The sequence below is a fragment of the Rhodopseudomonas sp. P1 genome, from assembly GCF_039642825.1.
GTDB classification, from domain to species: Bacteria; Pseudomonadota; Alphaproteobacteria; order Rhizobiales; family Xanthobacteraceae; genus Rhodopseudomonas; species Rhodopseudomonas palustris_H.
Genome location: NZ_CP088006.1, coordinates 2,936,808 through 2,957,199, shown reverse-complemented (window position 1 = coordinate 2,957,199; position 20,392 = coordinate 2,936,808). Strand labels below are relative to the sequence as shown.

Here is a 20,392-nt window from a genome sequence, read left to right as displayed (position 1 = left end):
GCTTGAAGGCGTGGATGCCCGGGACAAGCCCGGGCATGACGGGCCTTTGGTCGTTACTGATAAATCGGGAAGCGGTCGGTCAATTCCTTCACCCGCTGCTTCACCGAAGCTTCCACCAGCGGCGCGCTGCCGTCCGGCGATTGTGCAATGGCGTTCAGCACTTCGGCGATCAAGTGACCAACCTGCTGGAACTCGGCGACGCCGAATCCCCGAGTGGTCGCCGCCGGGGTGCCGAGGCGCAGGCCCGAGGTCACGAACGGCTTCTCCGGGTCGAACGGAATACCGTTCTTGTTGCAGGTGATGCCGGCGCGGACCAGCGCCTTCTCCGAGACATTGCCCTTCAGCCCCTTCGGCCGCAGGTCGACCAGCATGAGGTGGTTGTCGGTGCCGCCCGAAACCAGATCGAAGCCGGCCGAGCGCAGCGTTTCCGCAAGCGCCTTGGCGTTTTCGACGACGTTCTTCGTGTAGACCTTGAAGTCGGGCTGCAGCGCTTCCTTGAACGCCACCGCCTTGGCGGCGATCACGTGCATCAGCGGGCCGCCCTGCAGTCCGGGGAAGATCGCCGAGTTGAACTTCTTGGCCAGCGCCTCGTCGTTGGTGAGGATCAGGCCGCCGCGCGGGCCACGCAGCGACTTGTGGGTGGTGGTGGTGACGACATGGGCGTGCGGCACCGGCGAGGCATGGACGCCGCCCGCCACCAGGCCGGCGAAGTGCGCCATGTCGACCATGAAGTACGCGCCGACGCTGTCGGCGATCTCGCGGAAGCGCTTGAAGTCCCAGGCGCGCGGATAGGCCGAGCCGCCGGCGATGATCAGCTTCGGCTTGGCTTCCTCGGCGAGCTTGGCGACCGCATCCATATCGATCATCTGGTCTTCGCGGCGCACCGTGTAGTGCACCGGCTTGAACCACTTGCCGCTCATGTTGACCGGGGCGCCGTGGGTGAGATGGCCGCCGGCGGCGAGATCGAGGCCCATGAAGGTGTCGCCGGGCTGCAGCAGCGCCAGGAACACCGCCTGGTTCATCTGGCTGCCGGAATTCGGCTGGACGTTGGCGAAGCCCGCGCCGAACAGCTTCTTGGCGCGGTCGATGGCGAGGTTCTCGGCGACGTCGACGAATTCGCAGCCGCCGTAATAGCGGTTGCCCGGATAGCCTTCCGCGTACTTGTTGGTCATCACCGAGCCCTGCGCTTCCAGCACCGCGCGGCTGACGATGTTCTCGGAGGCGATCAGCTCGACTTCGTGGCGCTGGCGGCCGAGTTCGCCGCGGATCGCAGCGGCGATCTCGGGATCGGCCTGCTCCAGCGAGGCGGAGAAGAAGCTGTCGGGCGCGGACGCGGGATTGGCTGTGCTCATGGGAAAAGTCTCCACCGTCGCAGCCGGTTCATCGGGTGCGAGCGGTTACGGGATAGCGGTTCGGAAGCGGCGGCTGCCGCATAGCACATCCGGCCCCGCCGGCCAAGGATCTGAACCATGCATTGCGGCATCCGGCCTCAGCCCCGCCCAGATATGGTGGCTGCGACAGAGTTGCAGAAGGGGCTGCCAAACTGCCTCGAAACTCCTGGTTTTGTGCCTACCGGCGGTTCTGCCAGCTCCCTTTCCCTTTGCGGAGGGAGCCGTGGCCGTCGACGAGGCAGGTCTTATGTCAGGTTAGGCCCGCCCTGCCCTCGACAGCGCAACCCATCGGACTTAGCTTTTGGCCATGAACCTGATCCGCCGCACCTTCGATCTCGACTTGGCGACCGACGAGCGTTTGAAGGCGCTTGCGGCCGAGCGGGGTCAAGACGAAGCAGCGGTGCTCGCTAAAGCACTCGCGCTCCTCGACTCAGTGGGCGAGATCGAAATCCCGGATGTTGCGGAAGATCGTCGGCGTCTCGACCGGTTTCGGGAAACCGGCGAAGCGGTGCCGATTGCCGAAGTCCGGGCCTGGGTCGAAAGCTGGGGCACCGATAGCGAGTTGCCACAACCATCGGCGCGACTGGTGGGATGATCCGGTTCGCACCGGAAGCCGTCGACGATTTCGCGCGGGTGCGTGACTTTCTCGATGTGAACAGCCCTGACGCTGCCAAGCGCGCTATCGCCACGGTCTTTGCTGCCCTTCAGCGCCTCGAAGACTTTCCGAATCTCGGTCGTCCGACCGACGACGTCAGTATTCGACAAATTGTCGTTCCGTTCGGATCGGCCTGTTATGTCCTGCGCTACGTTTTGGGCGACAACGGCGATCTTCTCGTCCTACGGGTTTGGCACGGTCGCGAGGCACGGACATGAGCGGTTGGCGTTAGCATGACGCAGAGTTGATGGTGGCATCGCTGAGTTCGGCCTAGTGACAAACAAACGGGCATGACCTGTCCGATTCCACTCCCCCTTGCGGTAGGGGGCGGGGCACGCGTCAAAAGCCTGCCACTCCGGCGGAGCTGATCGCCGAACTTAGCGTTTGACGGGAGCTCGACAGGAGCGCAACCCGCTGCGACCGACTGCGATGCGTCCAGACCAGGACGCAACCGCCCGCCCCTCGCCGCTCCGATCGCAGTCGCTCATACTGGCCGCAAAAAGGCTTCAAGCCGTCCAATGAAGTTGATCGACAAATACGTGCCAGCGTTCAGCTTCAACGAGCGCCATGCCATCCAGGTCGACGCGCCGGGCGATAAGGTGCTCGACGCAATTCTCAGCTTCCGGCCGGAAGATGATCCGTTCTTCCGCCTGATGATCACGTTGCGCGAACTGCCGATGCGCACCGCGCGCCTGTTCGGCGGCGGCGGGCAGACCACACCAACAGTGTTCGGCATCGACGACTTCACGCTGCTCGAACACGACGACCAGGAGGTGGTGTTCGGACTGGTCGGCCAATTCTGGCGTCCCGATTTCGGCCTCGTCCGCATTGCGGATGGCGCGGCGTTCGCCGCATTTCAGCGCAGCGGCTTCGTGAAGCTCGGACTCACCTTCGCGATTGCTCCGCAAAGCGACGGCCGCATTCGCCTGACGACCGAGACCCGCGCGTTCTGCCCCGATCGCGGCGTGCGCCTGAAGCTGCTGCCCTACTGGTACGCCGTCCGCCCGTTCAGCGGCCTGATCCGCCGCCGCATCCTCGCCGGCCTGAAGCGCCGCAGTGAGGCGGCGTGCGTGAGCGCCTAGTGACCAGCATCGCAGCCTACATCCGCGAAGCGAAGCGGGCTTGATCGCTGGCTCCTCACGCTCTGTTATGCTGCAGCAAGCCGGCGCGTGCAGATCGCATCCTGCGCGATGCGGCTGCCCGCTATCAATGCCCCAACAAAAAGGAGCCGCCGAATGATCCAGCAAGGCACGATCGCCAAGAAGTTCTCGGCATTCACGGAGCATTGGCGCCCGAAGGTCATCGCCAGCCTCAACGGCCAGGAGCTGAAAGTCGTCAAGGTCCAGGGCGTGTTTCCATGGCACCTGCACGAGGATTGCGAGGAGATGTTCCTGGTTTGGAAGGGCCGCTTCCGCGTCGAATTTCGCGACCATGTCGTCGAGATGGGCCCCGGCGACTACATCGTCGTCCCGCGCGGCATCGAGCATCGCACCGCCGCCGATGAAGAAGCCGAAGTGATGATCTTTGAGCCCGCCGAAGTTCGCAACACCGGCAACGTCCTCGACGACACCTTCACGGCGCCGCAGGGGGTGAGAGTTTGAGGGTGAAACCAAGTGTTGGTGACGAGAAGCGTTCTGACACATCAGCACGCTTGAATTGCCGAGACGCTGCACTCTTGCAAGTCGATCTAGACAAATGCATTGCGAGCGAGCTTTGCGAGTTCGTTAGCTGCGACGCCGATTGCCTCGGCGCATTTCGTAGCCCTTGATCCGAGCTACCGAGCTGCGCTCACAGCGTCTCCTGCTTCGCCCCGCATTCCTTGCAGGTGTAGGCCACGCGGGTAACGCCCTTCGGGGCCTTGACCTTGTTCGGCGCGCCGCATTTGCCGCAGGTGGCCATGATCACGGTGTCGCCCTGCTTCACCGTCACGTTGCGGTTCGCCATCGCCTCGCGCATCAGCCGTTCGGCCTCTTCGCGCATCGCCTTCTTGTCCATGTCGTCCATCGTTCGTTGTGTCGTCGCCCCGCGTTGTAGCGCAGCGCGATGACGGCGGCCGCATCAAATCCGCAGCGCCCCGCGAAAATCGGTTGACAGTGGAGCTCTGCAACCTCGCCTGCGGCCTCCCCGCTCGTCGGGCACTGCCTGCGGGCGTCGCAGCCGCTTGCCGGGCATGACCAAGCTGCCGCGATGCCCCTTGCAATGCGCGCGCGGCTCGCCAATCTCTGCTGTCCCGCTCAACCACAATCCGAACCTCAATCCGGAGCCCATTGATGACCGACGCCCCCTACACGCCGCCCAAAGTCTGGACCTGGGACAAGGAGAACGGCGGGAAATTCGCGTCGATCAACCGTCCGATCGCCGGCCCCACCCATGACAAGGAGCTGCCGGTCGGCAAGCACCCGCTGCAGCTGTATTCGCTGGCGACGCCGAACGGCCAGAAGGTGACGATCCTGCTCGAGGAGCTGCTGGCGCGCGGCCATAGCGGCGCCGACTACGACGCCTGGCTGATCAAGATCGGTGATGGCGACCAGTTCTCGTCGGGTTTCGTCGCAGTCAACCCGAACTCGAAGATCCCGGCGCTGCTCGACCGCTCGGTGAACCCGCCGCAGCGCGTGTTCGAATCCGGCTCGATCCTGCTGTACCTCGCCGAGAAGTTCGGCGAATTCATTCCGAAGGATCCGGCCGGCCGCACCGAATGCCTGAACTGGCTGTTCTGGCAGATGGGCTCGGCGCCGTATCTCGGCGGCGGCTTCGGCCATTTCTATGCCTATGCGCCGGAGAAGTGGGAGTACCCGATCAACCGCTTCGCCATGGAAGTGAAGCGGCAGATGGACGTGCTCGACCGCAGGCTCGCCGAGACCGAGTATCTGGCCGGCGCCGAATACTCGATCGCCGACATCGCGGTGTGGCCGTGGTACGGCGGCCTCGCCAACGGCGTGCTGTACGGCGATAGCGCCACCTTCCTGGATGTGGCGAGCTACAAGAACGTGCAGCGCTGGACCAAGGCGATCGGTGCCCGCCCCGCCGTGAAGCGCGGCCGCATGGTCAACCGCATCAGCGGCGACCTCTCTACCCAACTCCACGAACGCCACGACGCCAGCGACTTCGAGACCAAGACGCAGGATAAGCTCGAGGCGAAGTAAGCGGGAGAATTCAGACGGGATCGCGTCAGCGCCCGCTCCTCCCCACGTCATTCCGGGGCGCGAACGCAGTTCGCGAACCCGGAATCTCGAAGTTAGCAGGCGAACCGGTTCTACAATCTCGGGATTCCGGGTTCGCTCACTGACGTGAGCGCCCCGGAATGACGGGCTGGATGGCCCCGCCGAACTACACGCTGTGCCTGGGCGTCGCGACTTTGCCTTGGGTCGTGGCGATGCCCATCTCGAAACTGTCGGCGATGCGGCGGGCGCGGATAATGAATTCGGCCGCCACCTCCGGGGTGAACAGCTCGGCTGCGGTCGCTTCGAACAGCTTCAGCCAGCGGTCGAAATGCTCCGGCGCGAGGTTGAGCATCAGGTGCGGCCGCATCGGCCGGCCGCCATAGCGCCCGGTCTTCAGCAGCATCGACGACCAGAAATCGGTGATCTGGGCGATGTGGTGATCCCAGTCGTGGACAGCGCGGTCGAAGATCGGCCCGATCACCTCATCCTCCCGGGCGCGGCCATAGAAGGTCCGCACCAGCTGGGCGATCTGGTCGTCGGTCAGAATGTCCGAATGGGCGAGGCTCATGACGACGATGTAGGCCACCCGGCGGCGGTGCTCAAGCCGGCCAGCCTTGAGAACCGATCAACTCGTCGCCTGCCCTTCCAGGATCGCCAGATCGCGTTCCAGCAGCGGCAACTGCTGGATTGCGAAGCGGCGGATCAGGTCGTTGTCCGGATGCAGCAGAAACCGCCGCATCAGCGCAATCATACGGCGGAATTCCTTGACCTGCTTGGCGTGGAAATCGGCCATGAACCGCTCGCCGACGGCGCCGCGCAGGCCCGCCAGCTCGTTGCTGAGGATTACGTTGGAATGATCGGGAAAATCGATCGACAGCAGCGTGAAGGTGTTGAGCCGGAACACCTGCTGGTCCCGCTCGCGGGCCTGCCGGGCCTGATCGGCCGCGAACTGCCGCAGCGCGTCGTCGCCGCGCGAATCCGCCAGCCCCGCTGCCTGGGTCTGAAACATGTTGAACTGGTGTAAATAGCGCAGCACGTCAGCGGCGTTCGGCGGCCAGCCGAACACCTGCTTGATTCCGAGCGCTTCAACGAGGGCATGTTGTCGGGGCGTTTCCGCGCTGGCAATGACGCCGACGAAAATGACGATGGCCGGCAGGATCGCAACCAGTCCCGCGATCAGCCGCATCATCATCCGTGCACCGCCTGCTACAACCCCGTGTAGCCAGCTTTCACCGGATCATTGCTGCCGTCAAGCTCGCGCAAATAGACCAGACCGCACACCGTCAGGCGGTTGTCGTCGGTCTCGCCCGCCTCGACCAGCGTGCGGATATAGCTTTCGACTTTGGCTTTGGCATTCTCGGCCGCTTCCTGGTTGGTCAGCAGCCCATAGGTCTGGATCACGCGGTCAATGGCGCGTTGCATATCGTCCCCTTGTTGTCAGGCCGCGATCTTCGCGGACTCGAAGTTGGAGATCGCCTTGTTGGCGAGACGGATCGGATGGGTCTCGCCGCGCTGGAACATCTGCACGATCAACTCGAGCAGGCCGTCGTGGGTCGCCGTGGTGTCGGGGATCGCGCCGGTGCGGCGCAGATAGTTCGCCGCGATATCGTAAGCCTTCCCGATCGTGTCGACGTTCATCACCCGAAGCCCTCGCTCGATCAGCATCGTCCTCTCCAACGGCTGGCGCAGGGATAAGCATCGAGGCAGACTAAGGTTCCAGAGGGTTCCTGCGAAAATTCGGCAGCGCAAAACAAATCGGCCTCCCTTGTGGGGAGGCCGAGGACGACAGGTCTGGAGACTGACAGCGCGCGGGCCTGCTTCTTTGTGAGCAGCGGCTCGGCGGTTGGCCGGCCGACGTTGGCGCGTATCTCTTAGGCGGCCTTACAGCCGATACAGGATCTGGTCGGTCCAGAACCGCTCGAGGCGGTGCAGCGACTTATTCAGCGTGGCAAACTCCTCGCTGGAGATGCCGCCGACCTGCTCCACCGTCTTGACGTGCTTCTGATACAGCGCCTCGACGATGTGGCGGACTTCCTGGCCCTGCGGGGTCAGACGGATCCGCACCGAGCGGCGATCGACGCGCGACCGCTGATGATCGAGGAAGCCGAGTTCGACCAGCTTCTTCAGATTGTAGGAGACGTTGGAGCCGAGGTAGTAACCGCGGGTGCGCAGTTCGCCGGCGGTCAGCTCCTTGTCGCCGATGTTGTAGAGCAGCAGCGCTTGCACCGAGTTGATATCAGCGCGGCCGCGACGATCGAACTCGTCCTTGATGACGTCGAGCAACCGGCGGTGCAGTCGCTCCACGAGAGTGAGCGCCTCGAGATAGAGCGGCTGGACCGGCGTGTTGGCTGCTACTGCGGGTGCGGAGGTTTCCGCCGCCGTGGCGACTGCTTTGATCATGACACTTCCCCTGTCGTCTTTTTTGATCGACTTATTCGACGAAACTTCTGTCTCGTCTGATAGGTCCACCTTAAGGGGCCGCTTTGAACATCAGCTTAAATAAGACGATAAAGAGATCATGAATTTAAGACAGTGAACCGTGCATTAAGCCTGCAAATCAAGGGCTTTTTGCAACGATTGATTCACGGATCGACGGCGATTCAAGGGTTTTCCGGATGCCCGTGTCGCATTTGAAGACAGCTTCGTTCGAATTTGAAAGATCTGCGTAACGGATCCGGCGCCGCGTCCGCGATCCGGTTAAGGTCTTCACAACCCTATCCGGACCGCGTTTCGATAAAATGCCGCGAGCTTGTTTACGCGACGCCGCGGTTGCGGCCTTCCCAATATGGGGCACGCAGCACCTTGCGATCGATTTTGCCGAGACCGGTCACCGGAATCGCTTCGACAAAATCGATCGATTTCGGCGACCACGGCGCGCCGCGCTTCTCTTTGACGTGCGCCTGCAGTTCGGCGGCGTCGTTGTTGGCGCCAGGCTTCAGCACCACGAACGCTTTGACGGCTTCGCCCCATTTGTCGTCAGGCACGCCGATCACCGCAGCGGACGCGACCGCATGGTGCGCCATCAACGCATCTTCGACTTCGCGCGGATAGATGTTGAAGCCGCCGGAGATGATCATGTCCTTGGTGCGGTCGACGATATAGAGATAGCCGTCAGCGTCTTTCACAGCGACGTCGCCGGAGTGCAGCCAGCCGCCGCGGAACGCTTCCGCCGTCGCTTCGGGCCGCTTCCAATAGCCGTCCATCACCAGCGTGCCGCGCACGCAGATCTCGCCGGGCTCGCCGGTGCCGACTTCGCGCATCTCGGAATCGAACAGCTTGACGTCGAGCAACGGGCTCGGCCGCCCGCATGAGCCGAGGCGTCCGGGCTTGGAGTCGTCGTGGTCGACCTTGCGCATCGTGGTGATGCATTGCGGCGCCTCGGTCTGGCCGTACAGCTGCACGAACACGTTGCCGAAGATCTTGATGCCCTCGCGCAAGCGATCCGGCGACATCGGGGCGGCGCCATACACAATCATGTCGAGCGACGACAGGTCGTGACGCGCCCTCACCTGCGGCGCATCGATCAGGGCGTAGATCAGCGTCGGCACCAGAAACGCCGCGGTGATCTTGTCCTCGGCGATGACGCGGCAATACGACTCGACCTCGAAGCCCTGCACCAGCCGCGTGAAGCCGCCGCGCATCATTACCGGATACACCGTCACGCCGGCGGCGTGGCTGATCGGCGTGGCAGCGAGATAGCGGATGTCGGCAGGCCAGTCCCAATCCGAATACAGGATCACCGCCATCGTGGTCAGCGCGCGATGCGGGATCATCACGCCCTTGGAGCGGCCGGTGGTGCCGCCGGTGTAGGCCAGCCACGCAATGTCGGAGGTCACGCTGTCGTCGACCAGCGGCGCCGGCTGCACCGCTGCGAAGCCATCCAGCAGATCGCGCGCGCCGTTCACCGGCCCGAACGACAAAAGATGCTTCAGTCCTGGCACGCGGACGCGGATCGCCTCGCCGCGCGCGGCGAACTTGCCGCCTTCGACGATCAGCGCATCGATCTCGGCATCCTCAATGATGAAGGCGTGGTCGTCCTCGGCCGCCATCGGATGCAGCGGCGTGTAGCGCATGCCCATCACCGTGGCGGCGCAGATCGCGGCCCAGGATTCGGCGCGGTTCGACGACAGGATCGACAGCGCGCTGCCCTTGGCCAGGCCGCAGTCGCGAAACAGCGTGATGAAGCGGCCGACCGCGTCACCGAGTTCGCGATAGCTCCAGCGAAGGCTGCCGTCGGCGATTGCCGGACGGTCACCGTAGCGCGCGATCGCATTGATGATCAGGCTGCCGCCGGTGCCGCCAGAATGAAGCTGGTCCATGGTTTCCCCCTTGTTGTGGTTTTTGTTGATACGGCGCCGCCTTGCGTGATGCGGCAGCGCTCGGCGCACGGCGCTATGGCGGCCGTTCGCGCGCGGCCATCCAGGCGAGCGCCAGATAGGCGGCGAGCAGCAGCGCTTCGCCGAGCACCACCAGCAGGCTGCCGCCATAGATCGTCGGGAACATCAGTTCGATCACCGCCATCGACACGACGGTCGTCAGCCACACCACGGCACCCCACGGCGTCGCGAGCCACAGCCCGACGGCGGCGACCAGCTCGATCACCGCGAAATAGATGGTGGCGGTCTGCCAGGCCATGGTCTGGACTTCGAACGCGTCGTCTTCGCCGCCGACGAAGCCGGTGATCTGCGCCCAGTGGTAAAGCCCCTTGGCGACCGACAGCACCGCCATCACCCGCAGGAACAGCACCAGGCGCCGCGTCCAGTCGTTCTCATGATTATCCGGCCGCTCCGGCGAGATCGCCGCGACCGAAATCGCCTGGTCTCTCGGCGGTTGTTCGCGTGGTGGAAGTTCGGACATGCGGCTCGGCTACCGGATCGGTGGTGGTGCGGTGCGGTCTGACCTGAGTCTTGGCCCGCCGGGCCAGCAAAATCAATCGGCTGTGATCGCCACGGAACATTCTGATTGCGCCAAATCAACAGTGCGGTGACGCGGGGGTGCCAAAATGCTACTTTCCATGAACACAGCAGAGCCTGCAGGGAGAGTTGGCACCATGGCGATCAAGTTCGGCCGTCCCATCGAGATTCGTGACCCCTCGACCCGGCCCGCCGCTCCGCCGCTCGATCTCACCATCCGTCCGCGCCGCAACCGCAAGACCGAGTGGGCTCGCCGTTTGGTGCGTGAGAACGTCCTGACCACTGACGACCTGATCTGGCCGATGTTCGTGATCGACGGCACCAACCAGCGGGTTCAGGTCGCCTCGATGCCGGGCGTCGAGCGACTCAGCGTCGACCAGATCGTTCGCGACGCCGAGCGCGCCGCCAAGCTCGATATCCCGTGCATCGCACTGTTCCCGTTCACCGAGCCGTCGCTGCGTGACGAGCACGGCACCGAAGCGTCCAATCCGGACAACCTGATCTGCAAGACGGTCCGCGCGATCAAGAAGGAATTCCCGCAGATCGGCGTGCTGTGCGACGTGGCGCTCGACCCCTACACCAGCCACGGCCATGACGGCCTGATCGAGGACGGTCGCATCCTCAACGACGAGACCGTCGCGGTGCTGGTGCAGCAGTCGCTGGTGCAGGCCCAGGCCGGCTGCGACGTGATCGCGCCGTCGGACATGATGGACGGCCGCATCGGCGCGATCCGCGAAGCGCTCGATGCCGCCGGCTATCTCGACGTTCAGATCATGGCCTATGCGGCCAAGTATGCGTCCGCCTTCTACGGCCCGTTCCGCGATGCGATCGGTTCGGCCAAGGCGCTGACCGGCGACAAGCGCACCTATCAGATGGACCCGGCCAACACCGACGAGGCGATCCGCGAGGTCGAACTCGATCTCGCCGAAGGCGCCGACATGGTGATGGTCAAGCCGGGCATGCCATATCTCGACATCGTCCGGCGCGTGAAGGACACCTTCGGCGTGCCGACCTTCGCCTATCAGGTGTCGGGCGAGTACGCGATGATCGCCGCTGCCGCCAACAACGGCTGGCTCGACGGCGACCGGGCAATGATGGAAAGCCTGCTCGCCTTCAAGCGCGCTGGCGCCAATGGCGTGCTGACCTACTTCGCCCCGGCGGCGGCCGAGAAGCTGCGGCAGCAGGGCTAAGTCTCCCTCCTGGCCTCCTTCAACCCTCCATCGATTCGCCGGTCTGCTGCGGATCAATGGAGGGTTTGTAATGACGCGGCAGCCTTGCAAGGAGCGCCTGCCGTCGCCATGTCGAACCCGACCACCGTTCTGTCGGAACGGTGCAACGGGGAGCAGGCTGATGGCTGACTATGGCGGGAGTGGCTGGCGCGGCGGCGAGGTACGGCCGGCGGCGGTCGATCCCTGGCTTAATCCGGAACTGTTTCAAGGCGTGCTGACCAAGCGTGTCTTCGCGTTCCTGATTGATCTCGTTGTGCTCACCATCCCGGTGCTGGTGGTCACGGTCTTCATCGCGATGTTCGGCCTGGTGACGCTCGGCATCGGCTGGACGCTGTTCTGGCTGGTCTCGCCGTTGTCGGTGATCTGGGCGCTGGTGTACTACGGCGCCTCGCTCGGCGGTCCGCACTCGGCGACGATCGGCATGCGCACGATGGGCCTCGAGCTGACCACCTGGACCGGCGAGCCCGGCTACTTCGTGCTCGGCGCGGCGCACGCCTTCCTGTTCTGGCTGTCGCTGTCGATGTTGACGCCGCTGGTGCTGCTGGTCGGGCTGTTCAATGCCCGCCGCCGCCTGCTGCACGACATCGTACTCGGAACTGTGATTATCAACAGCACGGTGCCCGCCTCCCAGCCGGCGCGCTCCTACTAAGGGCGAAAGCGATTGACCGGAGACGGACGTAAGGCGATGCTGGTCACGTTGGAGGCCGACGACCCGACGTGACCCAGCACTCGCGCGACACACCGCAATTCTATCTGACGGCCCCCTCGCCGTGCCCGTATCTGCCGGGCCGGCACGAACGCAAGGTGTTCACCCACCTCGTCGGCAACAAGGCCGGCGAGCTCAATGACCTCCTCACCCATGGCGGCTTCCGCCGCAGCCAGTCGATCGCCTACCGCCCGGCCTGCGACCAGTGCCGGGCCTGCGTGTCCGTCCGGGTGATCGCCAACGAATTCAAGCCGTCGCGCAACCAGCGCAAGCTGCTGGCCCGCAATGCCGACCTCGTCGGCGAGCAGCGCAATCCGGTGCCGACCTCTGAGCAATATTCGGTGTTCCGCGCCTATCTCGACCAGCGCCATCGCCATGGTGGCATGGCGGACATGACGGTGCTCGACTACGCGATGATGGTTGAGGACAGCCACGTCCAGACCCGGATGATCGAGTACCGCAAGCGCACGCCCGACACCGGTGTCACCGGCCGCGGCGGCGAGTTGATCGCGGCGGCGCTGACCGACGTGCTCGGCGACGGGCTGTCGATGGTGTATTCGTTCTACGAGCCGAACGAACAGCACCGATCGCTCGGCACCTTCATGATCCTCGACCACATCGCCCGCGCGCGGCGGCTCGGCCTGCCCTACGTCTATCTCGGCTATTGGATCGAAGGGTCGAAGAAGATGGACTACAAGGGCCGCTACCTGCCGCAGCAGCGGTTGGCGCCAAGCGGCTGGCTGCGGGTCGATGCCTCCGGCGAAATGCAGCCCGAGCCGCAGGACTAGCCGCAGCCTCGCGACCTGTCGGCGCTCGCTCCATCACTCCCTCTCCGCTCCACCTGGTGAGTCAATAGGACAGCAGAAGCGCGAGCCCGCATCATGACCGCTGCCCCGCATTCGCTCCGACCTCAGCGGGAATGATCTCGACCGTTGCAGTCATGCCCGCGGCCAACTCGACGCCGGAAGGCACCCGATCGAGATGGATGCGGACCGGGATGCGCTGGGCAAGACGCACCCAGGAGAACGTCGCCGCCACATTCGGCAGACCGAAACGACCGGGTGTTTCGTTGCTGTTCTCGATGCCTCGACCGATGCTCTCGACATACCCGGACGCCGGCTGATCGAAGCCCATCAGCTTGACCCGCGCCGAAGCTCCCACACGGATCTGCTGGAGTTTCGTCTCTTCGAAATAGCCGGTGATCCAGAAACTCGCCCCGTCGAGGATCGCAACATTTGTCACGCCAGCGGTCGCATAGTCGCCGGGCCGGAGCTTCAAATTGGTGACATAGCCGTCGACTGGGGAACGAATGACGGAGCGCGCAAGATTGAGTTTGGCCAGCTCCTGCGTCGCCACCGCCGCCTGATAGGCCGCAGTGGCCATCGCCGCCGCGCCGCTCGATTGCTGGAGCGCTTCCTGTGAGACCACGTCATTCAGTTTGAGTTGCTGCTTCCGTTGAGCCGTGGCTTGCCGCACCAGCATATCCTGATACTTCGCTTCGACGTCAGCCTCCGCCAGCGCCACGGCGAGTCGCAGCCGCTCCGGGTCGATCTCGTAGAGAACGTCGCCACGTTTCACATACTGATTATCGGCTATCGGCACGGTGCGGATCGTACCCGAGACTTCCGGCGCGATCTGGACCACATCGACGCTCACACGGCCGTCGCGAGTCCATGGCGTTCGTTCGTAATGGCTCCAAGCCTGGAGGGCGACGATTCCGGAAACAACGAAGACGCAGAGCGTCAGCGAATAGTGGCCGAGCAGTGATCCAAGCGATTTCACAATGACAGTCCGATCATTGGCAGGGACTGCATCAGCAGACCGCAGACGATGACAAAGATGGCGATTTCGGCGAGCGGCCGATAGGCGAATAGGCGCGAGACGCCGATCTCGGTGCAAACGCGCATCGTCGCGATCGTGACGATCAACCCGATGAACGCAACGACGACGAGGCCGGGGATTAAGACGCCTCCGATATTCAGATCAGCGATCATCAATTAGGGCTCCTTTCTTGGCTGCTCCACTCGCGCCGAGCGCGAAGCGCAGGTCGATCAACAGATCGAATATCCGCGACCGGCTTTTCTGTGAGCTGTGCTCCATCATCGCCGTCAGCCGCTCAATGCGCCGATCGAAATCGATGAGGACGGTTGGCGTCGTCGGTCTCCTGCCACGAAAGTGCGCGGCGATCTCGCTAAGAAGACCTTCTATTGCAGCGCGGGCCTCGCCCTTGACCTGCGGGATCGTCTTGCAAAGCTGACCGGCGACGTGACCGATACGAAGAAGGCGGAGCGTATCGTCAAGCACGTCTGCATAGGCAGTCCTTGCCGCTCGCAGCCTCGGCAGCAGCAGCGCCGTTCGGTCAATCATCAGACTTGCCCAACGCGCCTCGTTCGGTGCGCCGCCCAGCGCGCGGCGGCCGACATCGCGCCGGCTGAGGTGAAGCAATCGTTTGATCGCAATGTCGACCGGTACGGTTTGGAAGATCGACATGCTGACCGCGCCAAATCCAACCGCAACGAAAAGCGCGATCGTCATATTGAGGGAGGCGGCGAAATCACCGGTGTAGCTGGTGCCCAACCCGGAAAGGATCGGAATGGTGAGCGTGATGCCCATCGCCATGAAGGCCGTTGGCATGCGCGCTTGGAGAGAGCCGGCGAACAGGAACGCCGGGGCAAGGACCGCAACGAGCACCGCGAAGTTTGTCACATGGGGAAGGATGACGAAGCTGTAGAGCAGGCTGAGCAGCACGCCGAAAATCGAGCCGATGATATACTTCACGACGAATGGCACAGGTGTGTCGACGTTTCCGAACAAGGTGCAGCAGACGCCGAGAATGGAGACCGCCGTCCCGCCGTCGGGCCACGCCGACCAAATCCAGAAAGCGCAGCCGCCGAGGATGCCGACCATCGCGCCGAACGCTGCGCGGGCTGCCATCCATGGATCGCGGTGATAGATGTACCCCTTTGCAAGCTCGGGGCCGTGAAGCGCCGCTGCTTTTCGGACGCGCCGGCTGGCAGTCATGCTCTGACTGAGCTTGTTGCAGTCGTTCAGCAGGCCGATCATCTCCGCCAGATGGCCGGCAAGGTTGGCACCTACCCTGTCGATAGGCATCGTTGCGTCCGTGCCCAAACATTTCTGAATTGATCTCGCACGCCCAATCAGACGAGCAGCTTCCGCCTGGTGATCATCATCCGGCTGATTGACTGCGATCCAGCCTCCCACATCAGCGACCAAGGCGGCCGGTTCATCGACCGACGCTGCGCGCTCGATGTCGAGAGAACGTACGCGCTCCTCGATTTCGGCCGTGAGTGGCAGAAGCCGAGCAAGCCGGTCATGGATGAGCTGCACCGTCTGCCGGCGGGGCCTTGCAGACGCGGAATCGTATGGAAGATGTGTCGCCAGCCCCTGAATCACCAGAAGGTCGACAGCAAGCTGTTCGCGCCGTTGGCGGTTCTCTTCCGACGATCCTGTCAGCGCGACACGCGCAAGCCGGCGAGCGTCCTGCAGCATCGCCGATAGCTTGCCGGTGAACTGTCCCGTCATCGGCTTCGGCCAAACATATCGATGGATCAGAACTGCGCAGAGAATGCCGATGCAGATCTCCTGGACCCGCAAGGAAGCCGTGTCGAAGACTGCGCCGGGGTCAAGTACGCTTGGGAAGCCGATCAGGCTCGTCGTGTAGCCTGCAAGGACAAAAGCATAAGCTCGTGGTGTGCGATCAAGCAGCGAGAGAAACAGGCAACGGCCGATCCAGCCGGCGAGGATCAGGCAGCATACGATCGGATCGTTGACGAAATTCGGAACGATCGCGACGGTCGCAATTGCACCCACGAACGTCCCGGCGAAGCGATACACGCCACGACTCACCGAGGCTCCCGCCGATGTCTGGGAGACGATATAGACCGTGACGATGGCCCAAAACGGCTTGGGCAGCCCGATCCGCAGCGAAACGTAATAGGCGAGCATCGCCGCGGCGAAACTCTTTGCCGAAAACAGAATCGCATCGGCATCTTCCTTCCTGGCGGGCTGGCGGAGGAAGTTCGCTAGTGCGCGTCCCGCTGCTGGGCAGGTCTGAGTCAAAGGGGGGCGTCCCGACGGCATGGTGTTCATGACGCCAGTTGTGACCAATTTGCAGAAGCGAATAAATTCGGTATTACGACATAAAATCCCTGAAAACGGCCATTCGTATGCCCGCGCAATCTGTCGTTTCCGTTTTCGACCCCGACCTGACGCGTCTGCCGGCCGTCGCCCATCGGCTGCATTTCTCCGACCATGAGTCGGAGGTGCCGTTGCATGTGCATCGGAAGGGGCAGCTGATCCTCGCCCTGCACGGAGCCGTCACCTGCACGGCCGCCAATGAAGTCTGGATCGTGCCGCCCAACTGCGGGGTATGGATTCCGGGCGGCGTGCCTCACAGCGCGCGCGCGACTGCCAATGCCCAGCTCAACTACCTGTTCGTCGAACCGGAAGCGGCGAACCTGCCCCGCTCCAGTTGCACGCTGGCGATTTCTCCGCTGATACGAGAATTAGTCGAGCGTCTAGCAGAGGAACGTGCGGACTATCCCGCAGACAGCCATGCAGCCCGAATGGCGCGCGTGCTGCTGGAAGAACTCGCGGACATGCCGCGAGAGCGGTTCAATCTGCCAATTTCCAGCCACCCCAAAATCCGGGCGATCGCCGACGCTCTGACAGCCGAGCCGTCCGACCGCAGGACCTTGAGCGATTGGGCAAAGCAGGTCGCGATGAGTGAAAGATCGTTGGCGCGGCTGTTGATCCGGGAGACGGGTCTGACATTCGGACGCTGGCGGCAGCAACTTCACCTCGTCGTCGCCCTTCGGGAACTCGCGAGCGGCGAAGCGGTGCAGAACGTTGCGGCCGAACTCGGCTACGAGTCCGTCAACGCCTTCATCACCATGTTCAAGAAGGCGCTTGGAAGCACGCCCGCTCAGTACTTCGCGCAGCGTCATGCCCCCACGAAAGCGTGATCGGATGAGCAGAAGCGTGGTTGATCAGGCATCAGTTCTGTTCAGCGGGCAGATCCGAATGCTCGAATTCTGCGCGTCGGTGCACTATCCGCCGGTCGCGTAGTCGAACACCAGCTTGATATTCAGCGCGACGATGATCGCGGCGATCAGCGATGCGATGGCGGTGAGCCAGCGCGGCGCAACGAACTCGCCCATCTTCGCCCGGCTGGCGGTGAACACCACCAGCGGCACCACGGCGAACGGCAGCTGCAAGCTGAGCACCACCTGACTGAGGATCAGGAGCTGTCCGGTGCCCTTCTCGCCGGCGATGATCGTCACCGCAACCGCCGGGACGATTGCGATCAGCCGCGTCACCATCCGTCGCAGCCATGGCTTGATCCGGATCTGGATGAAGCCTTCCATCACGATCTGGCCAGCCAGCGTGGCGGTGATGGTCGAGTTCAGGCCGCAGGCGAGCAGCGCGATGCCAAACAACGTCGGCGCCAGCGTCGAGCCGAGCAGCGGCGCCAGGAAGGCGTGGGCCTGGTCGAGTTCGGCAATATCGGTCTTGCCGGCATGGTGGAAGGTTGCGGCCGCCAGGATCAGGATCGACGCATTGATGCTCAGCGCGAAGGTCAGCGCGATCGTGGAGTCGAAGGTGGCGAGCTTGATCGCTTCGTGCTTCTCGGCTGGGCTTGTCCCGAAACCGCGCGTCTGCACCAGGCCGGAGTGCAGGTAGAGATTGTGGGGCATCACCGTGGCGCCGAGGATGCCGAGCGCCAGATACAACATGCCGGGCTCGGTCAGCACCCGCGTGGTGGGGGCAAAGCCGCGGATCACCGCGCCCCAGTCCGGATCGGCCATTGCGATCTGGACCGCAAAGCACGCCGCGATCACGCCGAGCAGCGCCACCACGAAGGCCTCGATCCAGCGGAAACCGAACGCCTGCAGGGCCAGCACCAGGAACACGTCGGCCGCGGTGATCAGCACGCCGATCTCGAGCGGAATGCCGAACAACAAATTGAGGCCAATGGCAGTGCCGATCACTTCGGCAAGGTCGGTGGCGGTGATGGCGATCTCAGCCGACAGCCACAGCGGCCATGAGACCCAACGCGGATAGGCGTCGCGGCAGGCCTGGGCGAGGTCCCTGCCCGCGCCGACGCCGAGCCGCGTGCACAGCGACTGCAGCACCACGGCCATGATGTTGGAGACCAGCGCGACGGTGAGAAGTGCGTAGCCGTATTTGGAGCCGCCCGCGAGCGAGGTCGCCCAGTTGCCGGGGTCCATGTAGCCGACCGCGACGAGATAGCCGGGGCCGAGGAAGGCGATCAGCTTGCGCCAGAACGGACCCTTGGCCCGGGTCGGCACAGTCCCGAACATCCCGGCGAGCGACGGCTCGCCGCGCGCCAACCGCCACCCCGTGGTCTGCTCCGGTGCCGGCGAGGGTTCGGCTGTCATCTGCGGCGATCTTGCATCCATCGCATCACAATGCAGGCTCACGCGGCTTCTTGCAAGTCATTTGCAATAGCAAGAAGGTAGCCAAGCACTGGTCGATGACGATATTTGCGGTCAAGGAGCCTCCAGCGGCCGAGTCGCGGGCCACTTCAAACACTGCCACAAAAGACGTCAGTGGTCATTGATCAGGCTTCGACCGTATCGTTTCGGGTACGGACGAGATACAGCCGCGATTTTCCAGCTTGCGTTCGCCCGCAAATCGCGCAAAACGCCGCCATGACAAATCAAGCGCCAGAGCGGATGTCTTTTAGCGGCTTGCTGGGTTGGGCCACGAAGCCTCCGCAAGCCTATCTCGTGTACGCGATCTGCGTCGTGCTGGTCGGCGGCGTATCGTTCTACGTCGGTACGCTGAAGCCGAAGCACACGCCGGGCCTGCCCCCTGCCCCCGCCGCTACAGCGCCGCAGACCAAGTGACGGCCCCGCGGCTCAGTGCAGCCGCAGGTTCGGAACGATCGGCAGGAACGTCAGCAGCAGGAACAGCGGGATCAACACCAGGCCAGCCCGCAGCGCGTAGCCGAAGAAACCCGGCATCTTGATGCCGCGCTCGGTGGCGATCGCATAGACCATGAAGTTCGGCGCGTTACCGACATAGGTCAGCGCGCCCATATAGACCGCGCCCATCGAGATCGCCGCGAGCGTGCCGGCGAGCGGCCCCATCAGCTCGGCGGGACGGCCGCCTGCCAGCTCGAAGAACACCAGATAGGTCGGCGCGTTATCGAGCACCGCCGACAACAGGCCCGTGAACCAGAAGTACGGTACTTCGCGCGGCGTGCCGTCGCTCGCCGTCACCGCCTCCAGCAGCGGCGCAAACAGCCCGCTCTTGCCGGCGTGCAGCATCGCCAGCACCGGGATGATCGCGACGAAGATCCCGGCGAACAGCTTGGCGACCTCGCGGATCGGCTCCCAGGTGAAGCCGTTGGCGGCGCGATGCTCGTCCGCGGTCCACCACAGCGACAGCAGCGCGAGCACCACCAGCATCGCGTCGCGCACCAGATTCTGCAGCGCGACCTTGGTGCCGTAAACGTCGAACTCGATGCCGGGATGCCACTGCGCGCAGGCCAGAATGGTGGCGATGATGCCGGCGATCAGCAGAAAATTGATGCCGCCGCGAAATCCGATCGGTGCCTCGGCGGTTTTGGCCGGCGCATCGTGCCGCGCATACCAGCGGTCGAGCAGATAGAACACCACCAGCAGGACGCCGGCGACGATCAGCGTCTGCTGCCACAGGTGTTGGACCGGCCAGAAGAAATCGACGCCGCGCAGGAAGCCGACGAACAGCGGCGGGTCGCCGAGCGGCGACAATGCGCCGCCGATATTGGCGACCAGGATGATGAAGAACACCACGACGTGAACATTGTGCTGCCGCCCGGCATTGGCGCGGATCAGCGGCCGGATCAGCACCATCGCGGCGCCGGTTGTGCCGATCAGGCTGGCGCAGGCCGTGCCCACGGCAAGCAGTCCGGTGTTGAGCAGCGGCGTTGCCCGGATGGTGCCGGTGACCAGGATGCCGCCCGACACCGTGAACAGCGCGAACAGCAGCACGATGAAGCTGAGATACTCGGCGAGCAGAGCATGGATCAGCGATGCCAGCGCGATGTCCCAACCGTAGACGATCGCAATCGGCGCCAGTGCCAGCGCGGCCCAGCCGGCGGCGATCTTGCCGTAATGCGCGTGCCAGATCTTCGGCGCCAGCAGCGGTCCGAGCGCGATCGACAACAGGATGCCGGCGAACGGCACACCCCAGGCCCAGCCGAGCGCCGCGCCGTCGAGCTCGGCCGCCTGAGCGGGGCCCGGAAGCGCAGCGAAGACCAGCAGCGGAAGCAGCAGGCGAAATCGGCGGGAGCAGCGTTCGATCATC

The 20,392-nt window shown here is 63.8% G+C and carries 24 protein-coding genes; 10 read left to right on the top strand and 14 right to left on the bottom strand.

The features are described 5' to 3' along the window. Nucleotides 1-53: 53 nt before the first annotated feature. Nucleotides 54-1,352 carry a serine hydroxymethyltransferase gene (glyA, locus tag LRC39_RS13715; RefSeq protein ID WP_263988533.1) on the bottom strand — a complete coding sequence of 433 codons (1,299 nt, stop codon included), beginning with the start codon at nt 1,350-1,352 and terminating at the stop codon, nt 54-56. A gap of 346 nt (nt 1,353-1,698) precedes the next feature. On the opposite strand from glyA, the gene LRC39_RS13710 reads away from it, so the two are divergent. The 4 genes from LRC39_RS13710 (at nt 1,699) to LRC39_RS13695 (ending at nt 3,647) form a co-directional block, all read left to right on the top strand. Further along, nucleotides 1,699-1,986, top strand: coding sequence for a hypothetical protein (locus LRC39_RS13710; protein WP_346294661.1), 288 nt, complete (start codon nt 1,699-1,701; stop codon nt 1,984-1,986). Further along, nucleotides 1,983-2,264 carry a type II toxin-antitoxin system RelE/ParE family toxin gene (locus tag LRC39_RS13705; protein WP_346294660.1) on the top strand — a complete coding sequence of 94 codons (282 nt, stop codon included), beginning with the start codon at nt 1,983-1,985 and terminating at the stop codon, nt 2,262-2,264. The genes LRC39_RS13710 and LRC39_RS13705 overlap by 4 nt, the downstream gene beginning before the upstream one ends. 300 nt (nt 2,265-2,564) lie before the next feature. Beyond that, the gene (locus LRC39_RS13700; RefSeq protein WP_346294659.1) at nt 2,565-3,128 is read left to right on the top strand and encodes a hypothetical protein; all 564 of its coding nucleotides are present in this window, start codon (nt 2,565-2,567) and stop codon (nt 3,126-3,128) included. Nucleotides 3,129-3,281: 153 nt separating this feature from the next. Then, nucleotides 3,282-3,647 (top strand): cupin domain-containing protein, encoded by a 366-nt coding sequence (locus tag LRC39_RS13695; RefSeq protein WP_107355815.1) that lies wholly within the window; start codon nt 3,282-3,284, stop codon nt 3,645-3,647. A gap of 187 nt (nt 3,648-3,834) precedes the next feature. Here LRC39_RS13695 and LRC39_RS13690 read toward each other — a convergent pair whose 3' ends face one another. Continuing rightward, a complete protein-coding gene (locus tag LRC39_RS13690) occupies nt 3,835-4,041 on the bottom strand; it encodes a hypothetical protein (protein WP_107346597.1) in 207 nt (68 codons plus the stop codon). 275 nt (nt 4,042-4,316) lie between these two features. Here LRC39_RS13690 and yghU point away from each other — a divergent pair, with 275 nt between their 5' ends. After that, the gene (gene yghU / locus LRC39_RS13685) at nt 4,317-5,189 is read left to right on the top strand and encodes a glutathione-dependent disulfide-bond oxidoreductase (RefSeq protein WP_346294658.1); all 873 of its coding nucleotides are present in this window, start codon (nt 4,317-4,319) and stop codon (nt 5,187-5,189) included. A 184-nt stretch (nt 5,190-5,373) separates the two neighbouring features. Here the strand turns inward: yghU and LRC39_RS13680 are convergent, their stop codons facing one another. The 7 genes from LRC39_RS13680 to LRC39_RS13650 form a co-directional block, all read right to left on the bottom strand. Continuing rightward, nucleotides 5,374-5,775 (bottom strand): group III truncated hemoglobin, encoded by a 402-nt coding sequence (locus tag LRC39_RS13680; protein WP_346294657.1) that lies wholly within the window; start codon nt 5,773-5,775, stop codon nt 5,374-5,376. A gap of 57 nt (nt 5,776-5,832) precedes the next feature. Then, on the bottom strand, nt 5,833-6,393 hold the full coding sequence (locus LRC39_RS13675) for a DUF4142 domain-containing protein (protein ID WP_234819955.1): 561 nt from the start codon (nt 6,391-6,393) through the stop codon (nt 5,833-5,835). A 20-nt stretch (nt 6,394-6,413) separates the two neighbouring features. After that, nucleotides 6,414-6,629 (bottom strand): hypothetical protein, encoded by a 216-nt coding sequence (locus tag LRC39_RS13670; RefSeq protein WP_107344645.1) that lies wholly within the window; start codon nt 6,627-6,629, stop codon nt 6,414-6,416. Nucleotides 6,630-6,644: 15 nt separating this feature from the next. Continuing rightward, a complete protein-coding gene (locus tag LRC39_RS13665) occupies nt 6,645-6,872 on the bottom strand; it encodes a hypothetical protein (protein WP_107344644.1) in 228 nt (75 codons plus the stop codon). A 216-nt stretch (nt 6,873-7,088) separates the two neighbouring features. Further along, entirely contained in the window at nt 7,089-7,607 is a 519-nt protein-coding gene (gene ldtR / locus LRC39_RS13660; protein WP_013502490.1) for a transcriptional regulator LdtR, read from the bottom strand. 353 nt (nt 7,608-7,960) lie between these two features. Continuing rightward, the gene (locus tag LRC39_RS13655; RefSeq protein ID WP_346294656.1) at nt 7,961-9,526 is read right to left on the bottom strand and encodes an AMP-binding protein; all 1,566 of its coding nucleotides are present in this window, start codon (nt 9,524-9,526) and stop codon (nt 7,961-7,963) included. Nucleotides 9,527-9,599: 73 nt separating this feature from the next. Next, complete coding sequence (locus LRC39_RS13650; protein WP_107344642.1) at nt 9,600-10,064, bottom strand: DUF6163 family protein; 465 nt, start codon at nt 10,062-10,064, stop codon at nt 9,600-9,602. 193 nt (nt 10,065-10,257) lie between these two features. Here LRC39_RS13650 and hemB point away from each other — a divergent pair, with 193 nt between their 5' ends. The 3 genes from hemB to LRC39_RS13635 all read left to right on the top strand — a co-directional run bounded on the left by hemB (nt 10,258) and on the right by LRC39_RS13635 (nt 12,843). Then, nucleotides 10,258-11,310 (top strand): porphobilinogen synthase, encoded by a 1,053-nt coding sequence (gene hemB, locus LRC39_RS13645; RefSeq protein WP_346294655.1) that lies wholly within the window; start codon nt 10,258-10,260, stop codon nt 11,308-11,310. A 160-nt stretch (nt 11,311-11,470) separates the two neighbouring features. Then, complete coding sequence (locus tag LRC39_RS13640; protein WP_346294654.1) at nt 11,471-11,998, top strand: RDD family protein; 528 nt, start codon at nt 11,471-11,473, stop codon at nt 11,996-11,998. Between the two features lie 68 nt (nt 11,999-12,066). After that, entirely contained in the window at nt 12,067-12,843 is a 777-nt protein-coding gene (locus LRC39_RS13635) for an arginyltransferase (RefSeq protein ID WP_107355818.1), read from the top strand. Between the two features lie 91 nt (nt 12,844-12,934). On the opposite strand, the gene LRC39_RS13630 is transcribed toward LRC39_RS13635, so the two are convergent. The 3 genes from LRC39_RS13630 to LRC39_RS13620 are packed head-to-tail and all read right to left on the bottom strand — an operon-like array spanning nt 12,935 to nt 16,165. Further along, a complete protein-coding gene (locus LRC39_RS13630; RefSeq protein WP_346294653.1) occupies nt 12,935-13,837 on the bottom strand; it encodes an efflux RND transporter periplasmic adaptor subunit in 903 nt (300 codons plus the stop codon). Further along, complete coding sequence (locus tag LRC39_RS13625; RefSeq protein WP_164633675.1) at nt 13,834-14,049, bottom strand: DUF1656 domain-containing protein; 216 nt, start codon at nt 14,047-14,049, stop codon at nt 13,834-13,836. The genes LRC39_RS13630 and LRC39_RS13625 overlap by 4 nt, the downstream gene beginning before the upstream one ends. Continuing rightward, nucleotides 14,039-16,165, bottom strand: coding sequence for an FUSC family protein (locus LRC39_RS13620; protein ID WP_346294652.1), 2,127 nt, complete (start codon nt 16,163-16,165; stop codon nt 14,039-14,041). The genes LRC39_RS13625 and LRC39_RS13620 overlap by 11 nt, the downstream gene beginning before the upstream one ends. Nucleotides 16,166-16,242: 77 nt before the next feature. On the opposite strand from LRC39_RS13620, the gene LRC39_RS13615 reads away from it, so the two are divergent. Next, nucleotides 16,243-17,040 carry an AraC family transcriptional regulator gene (locus tag LRC39_RS13615; protein WP_346294651.1) on the top strand — a complete coding sequence of 266 codons (798 nt, stop codon included), beginning with the start codon at nt 16,243-16,245 and terminating at the stop codon, nt 17,038-17,040. 84 nt (nt 17,041-17,124) lie between these two features. Here the strand turns inward: LRC39_RS13615 and LRC39_RS13610 are convergent, their stop codons facing one another. Further along, a complete protein-coding gene (locus tag LRC39_RS13610) occupies nt 17,125-18,498 on the bottom strand; it encodes an Nramp family divalent metal transporter (protein WP_346294650.1) in 1,374 nt (457 codons plus the stop codon). A gap of 276 nt (nt 18,499-18,774) precedes the next feature. Here LRC39_RS13610 and LRC39_RS13605 point away from each other — a divergent pair, with 276 nt between their 5' ends. Further along, nucleotides 18,775-18,948, top strand: coding sequence for a hypothetical protein (locus LRC39_RS13605; RefSeq protein ID WP_430624892.1), 174 nt, complete (start codon nt 18,775-18,777; stop codon nt 18,946-18,948). Between the two features lie 12 nt (nt 18,949-18,960). On the opposite strand, the gene LRC39_RS13600 is transcribed toward LRC39_RS13605, so the two are convergent. Next, a complete protein-coding gene (locus tag LRC39_RS13600) occupies nt 18,961-20,391 on the bottom strand; it encodes a sodium:proton antiporter (RefSeq protein ID WP_263988514.1) in 1,431 nt (476 codons plus the stop codon). Between the last annotated feature and the right edge of the window lies 1 nt (nt 20,392).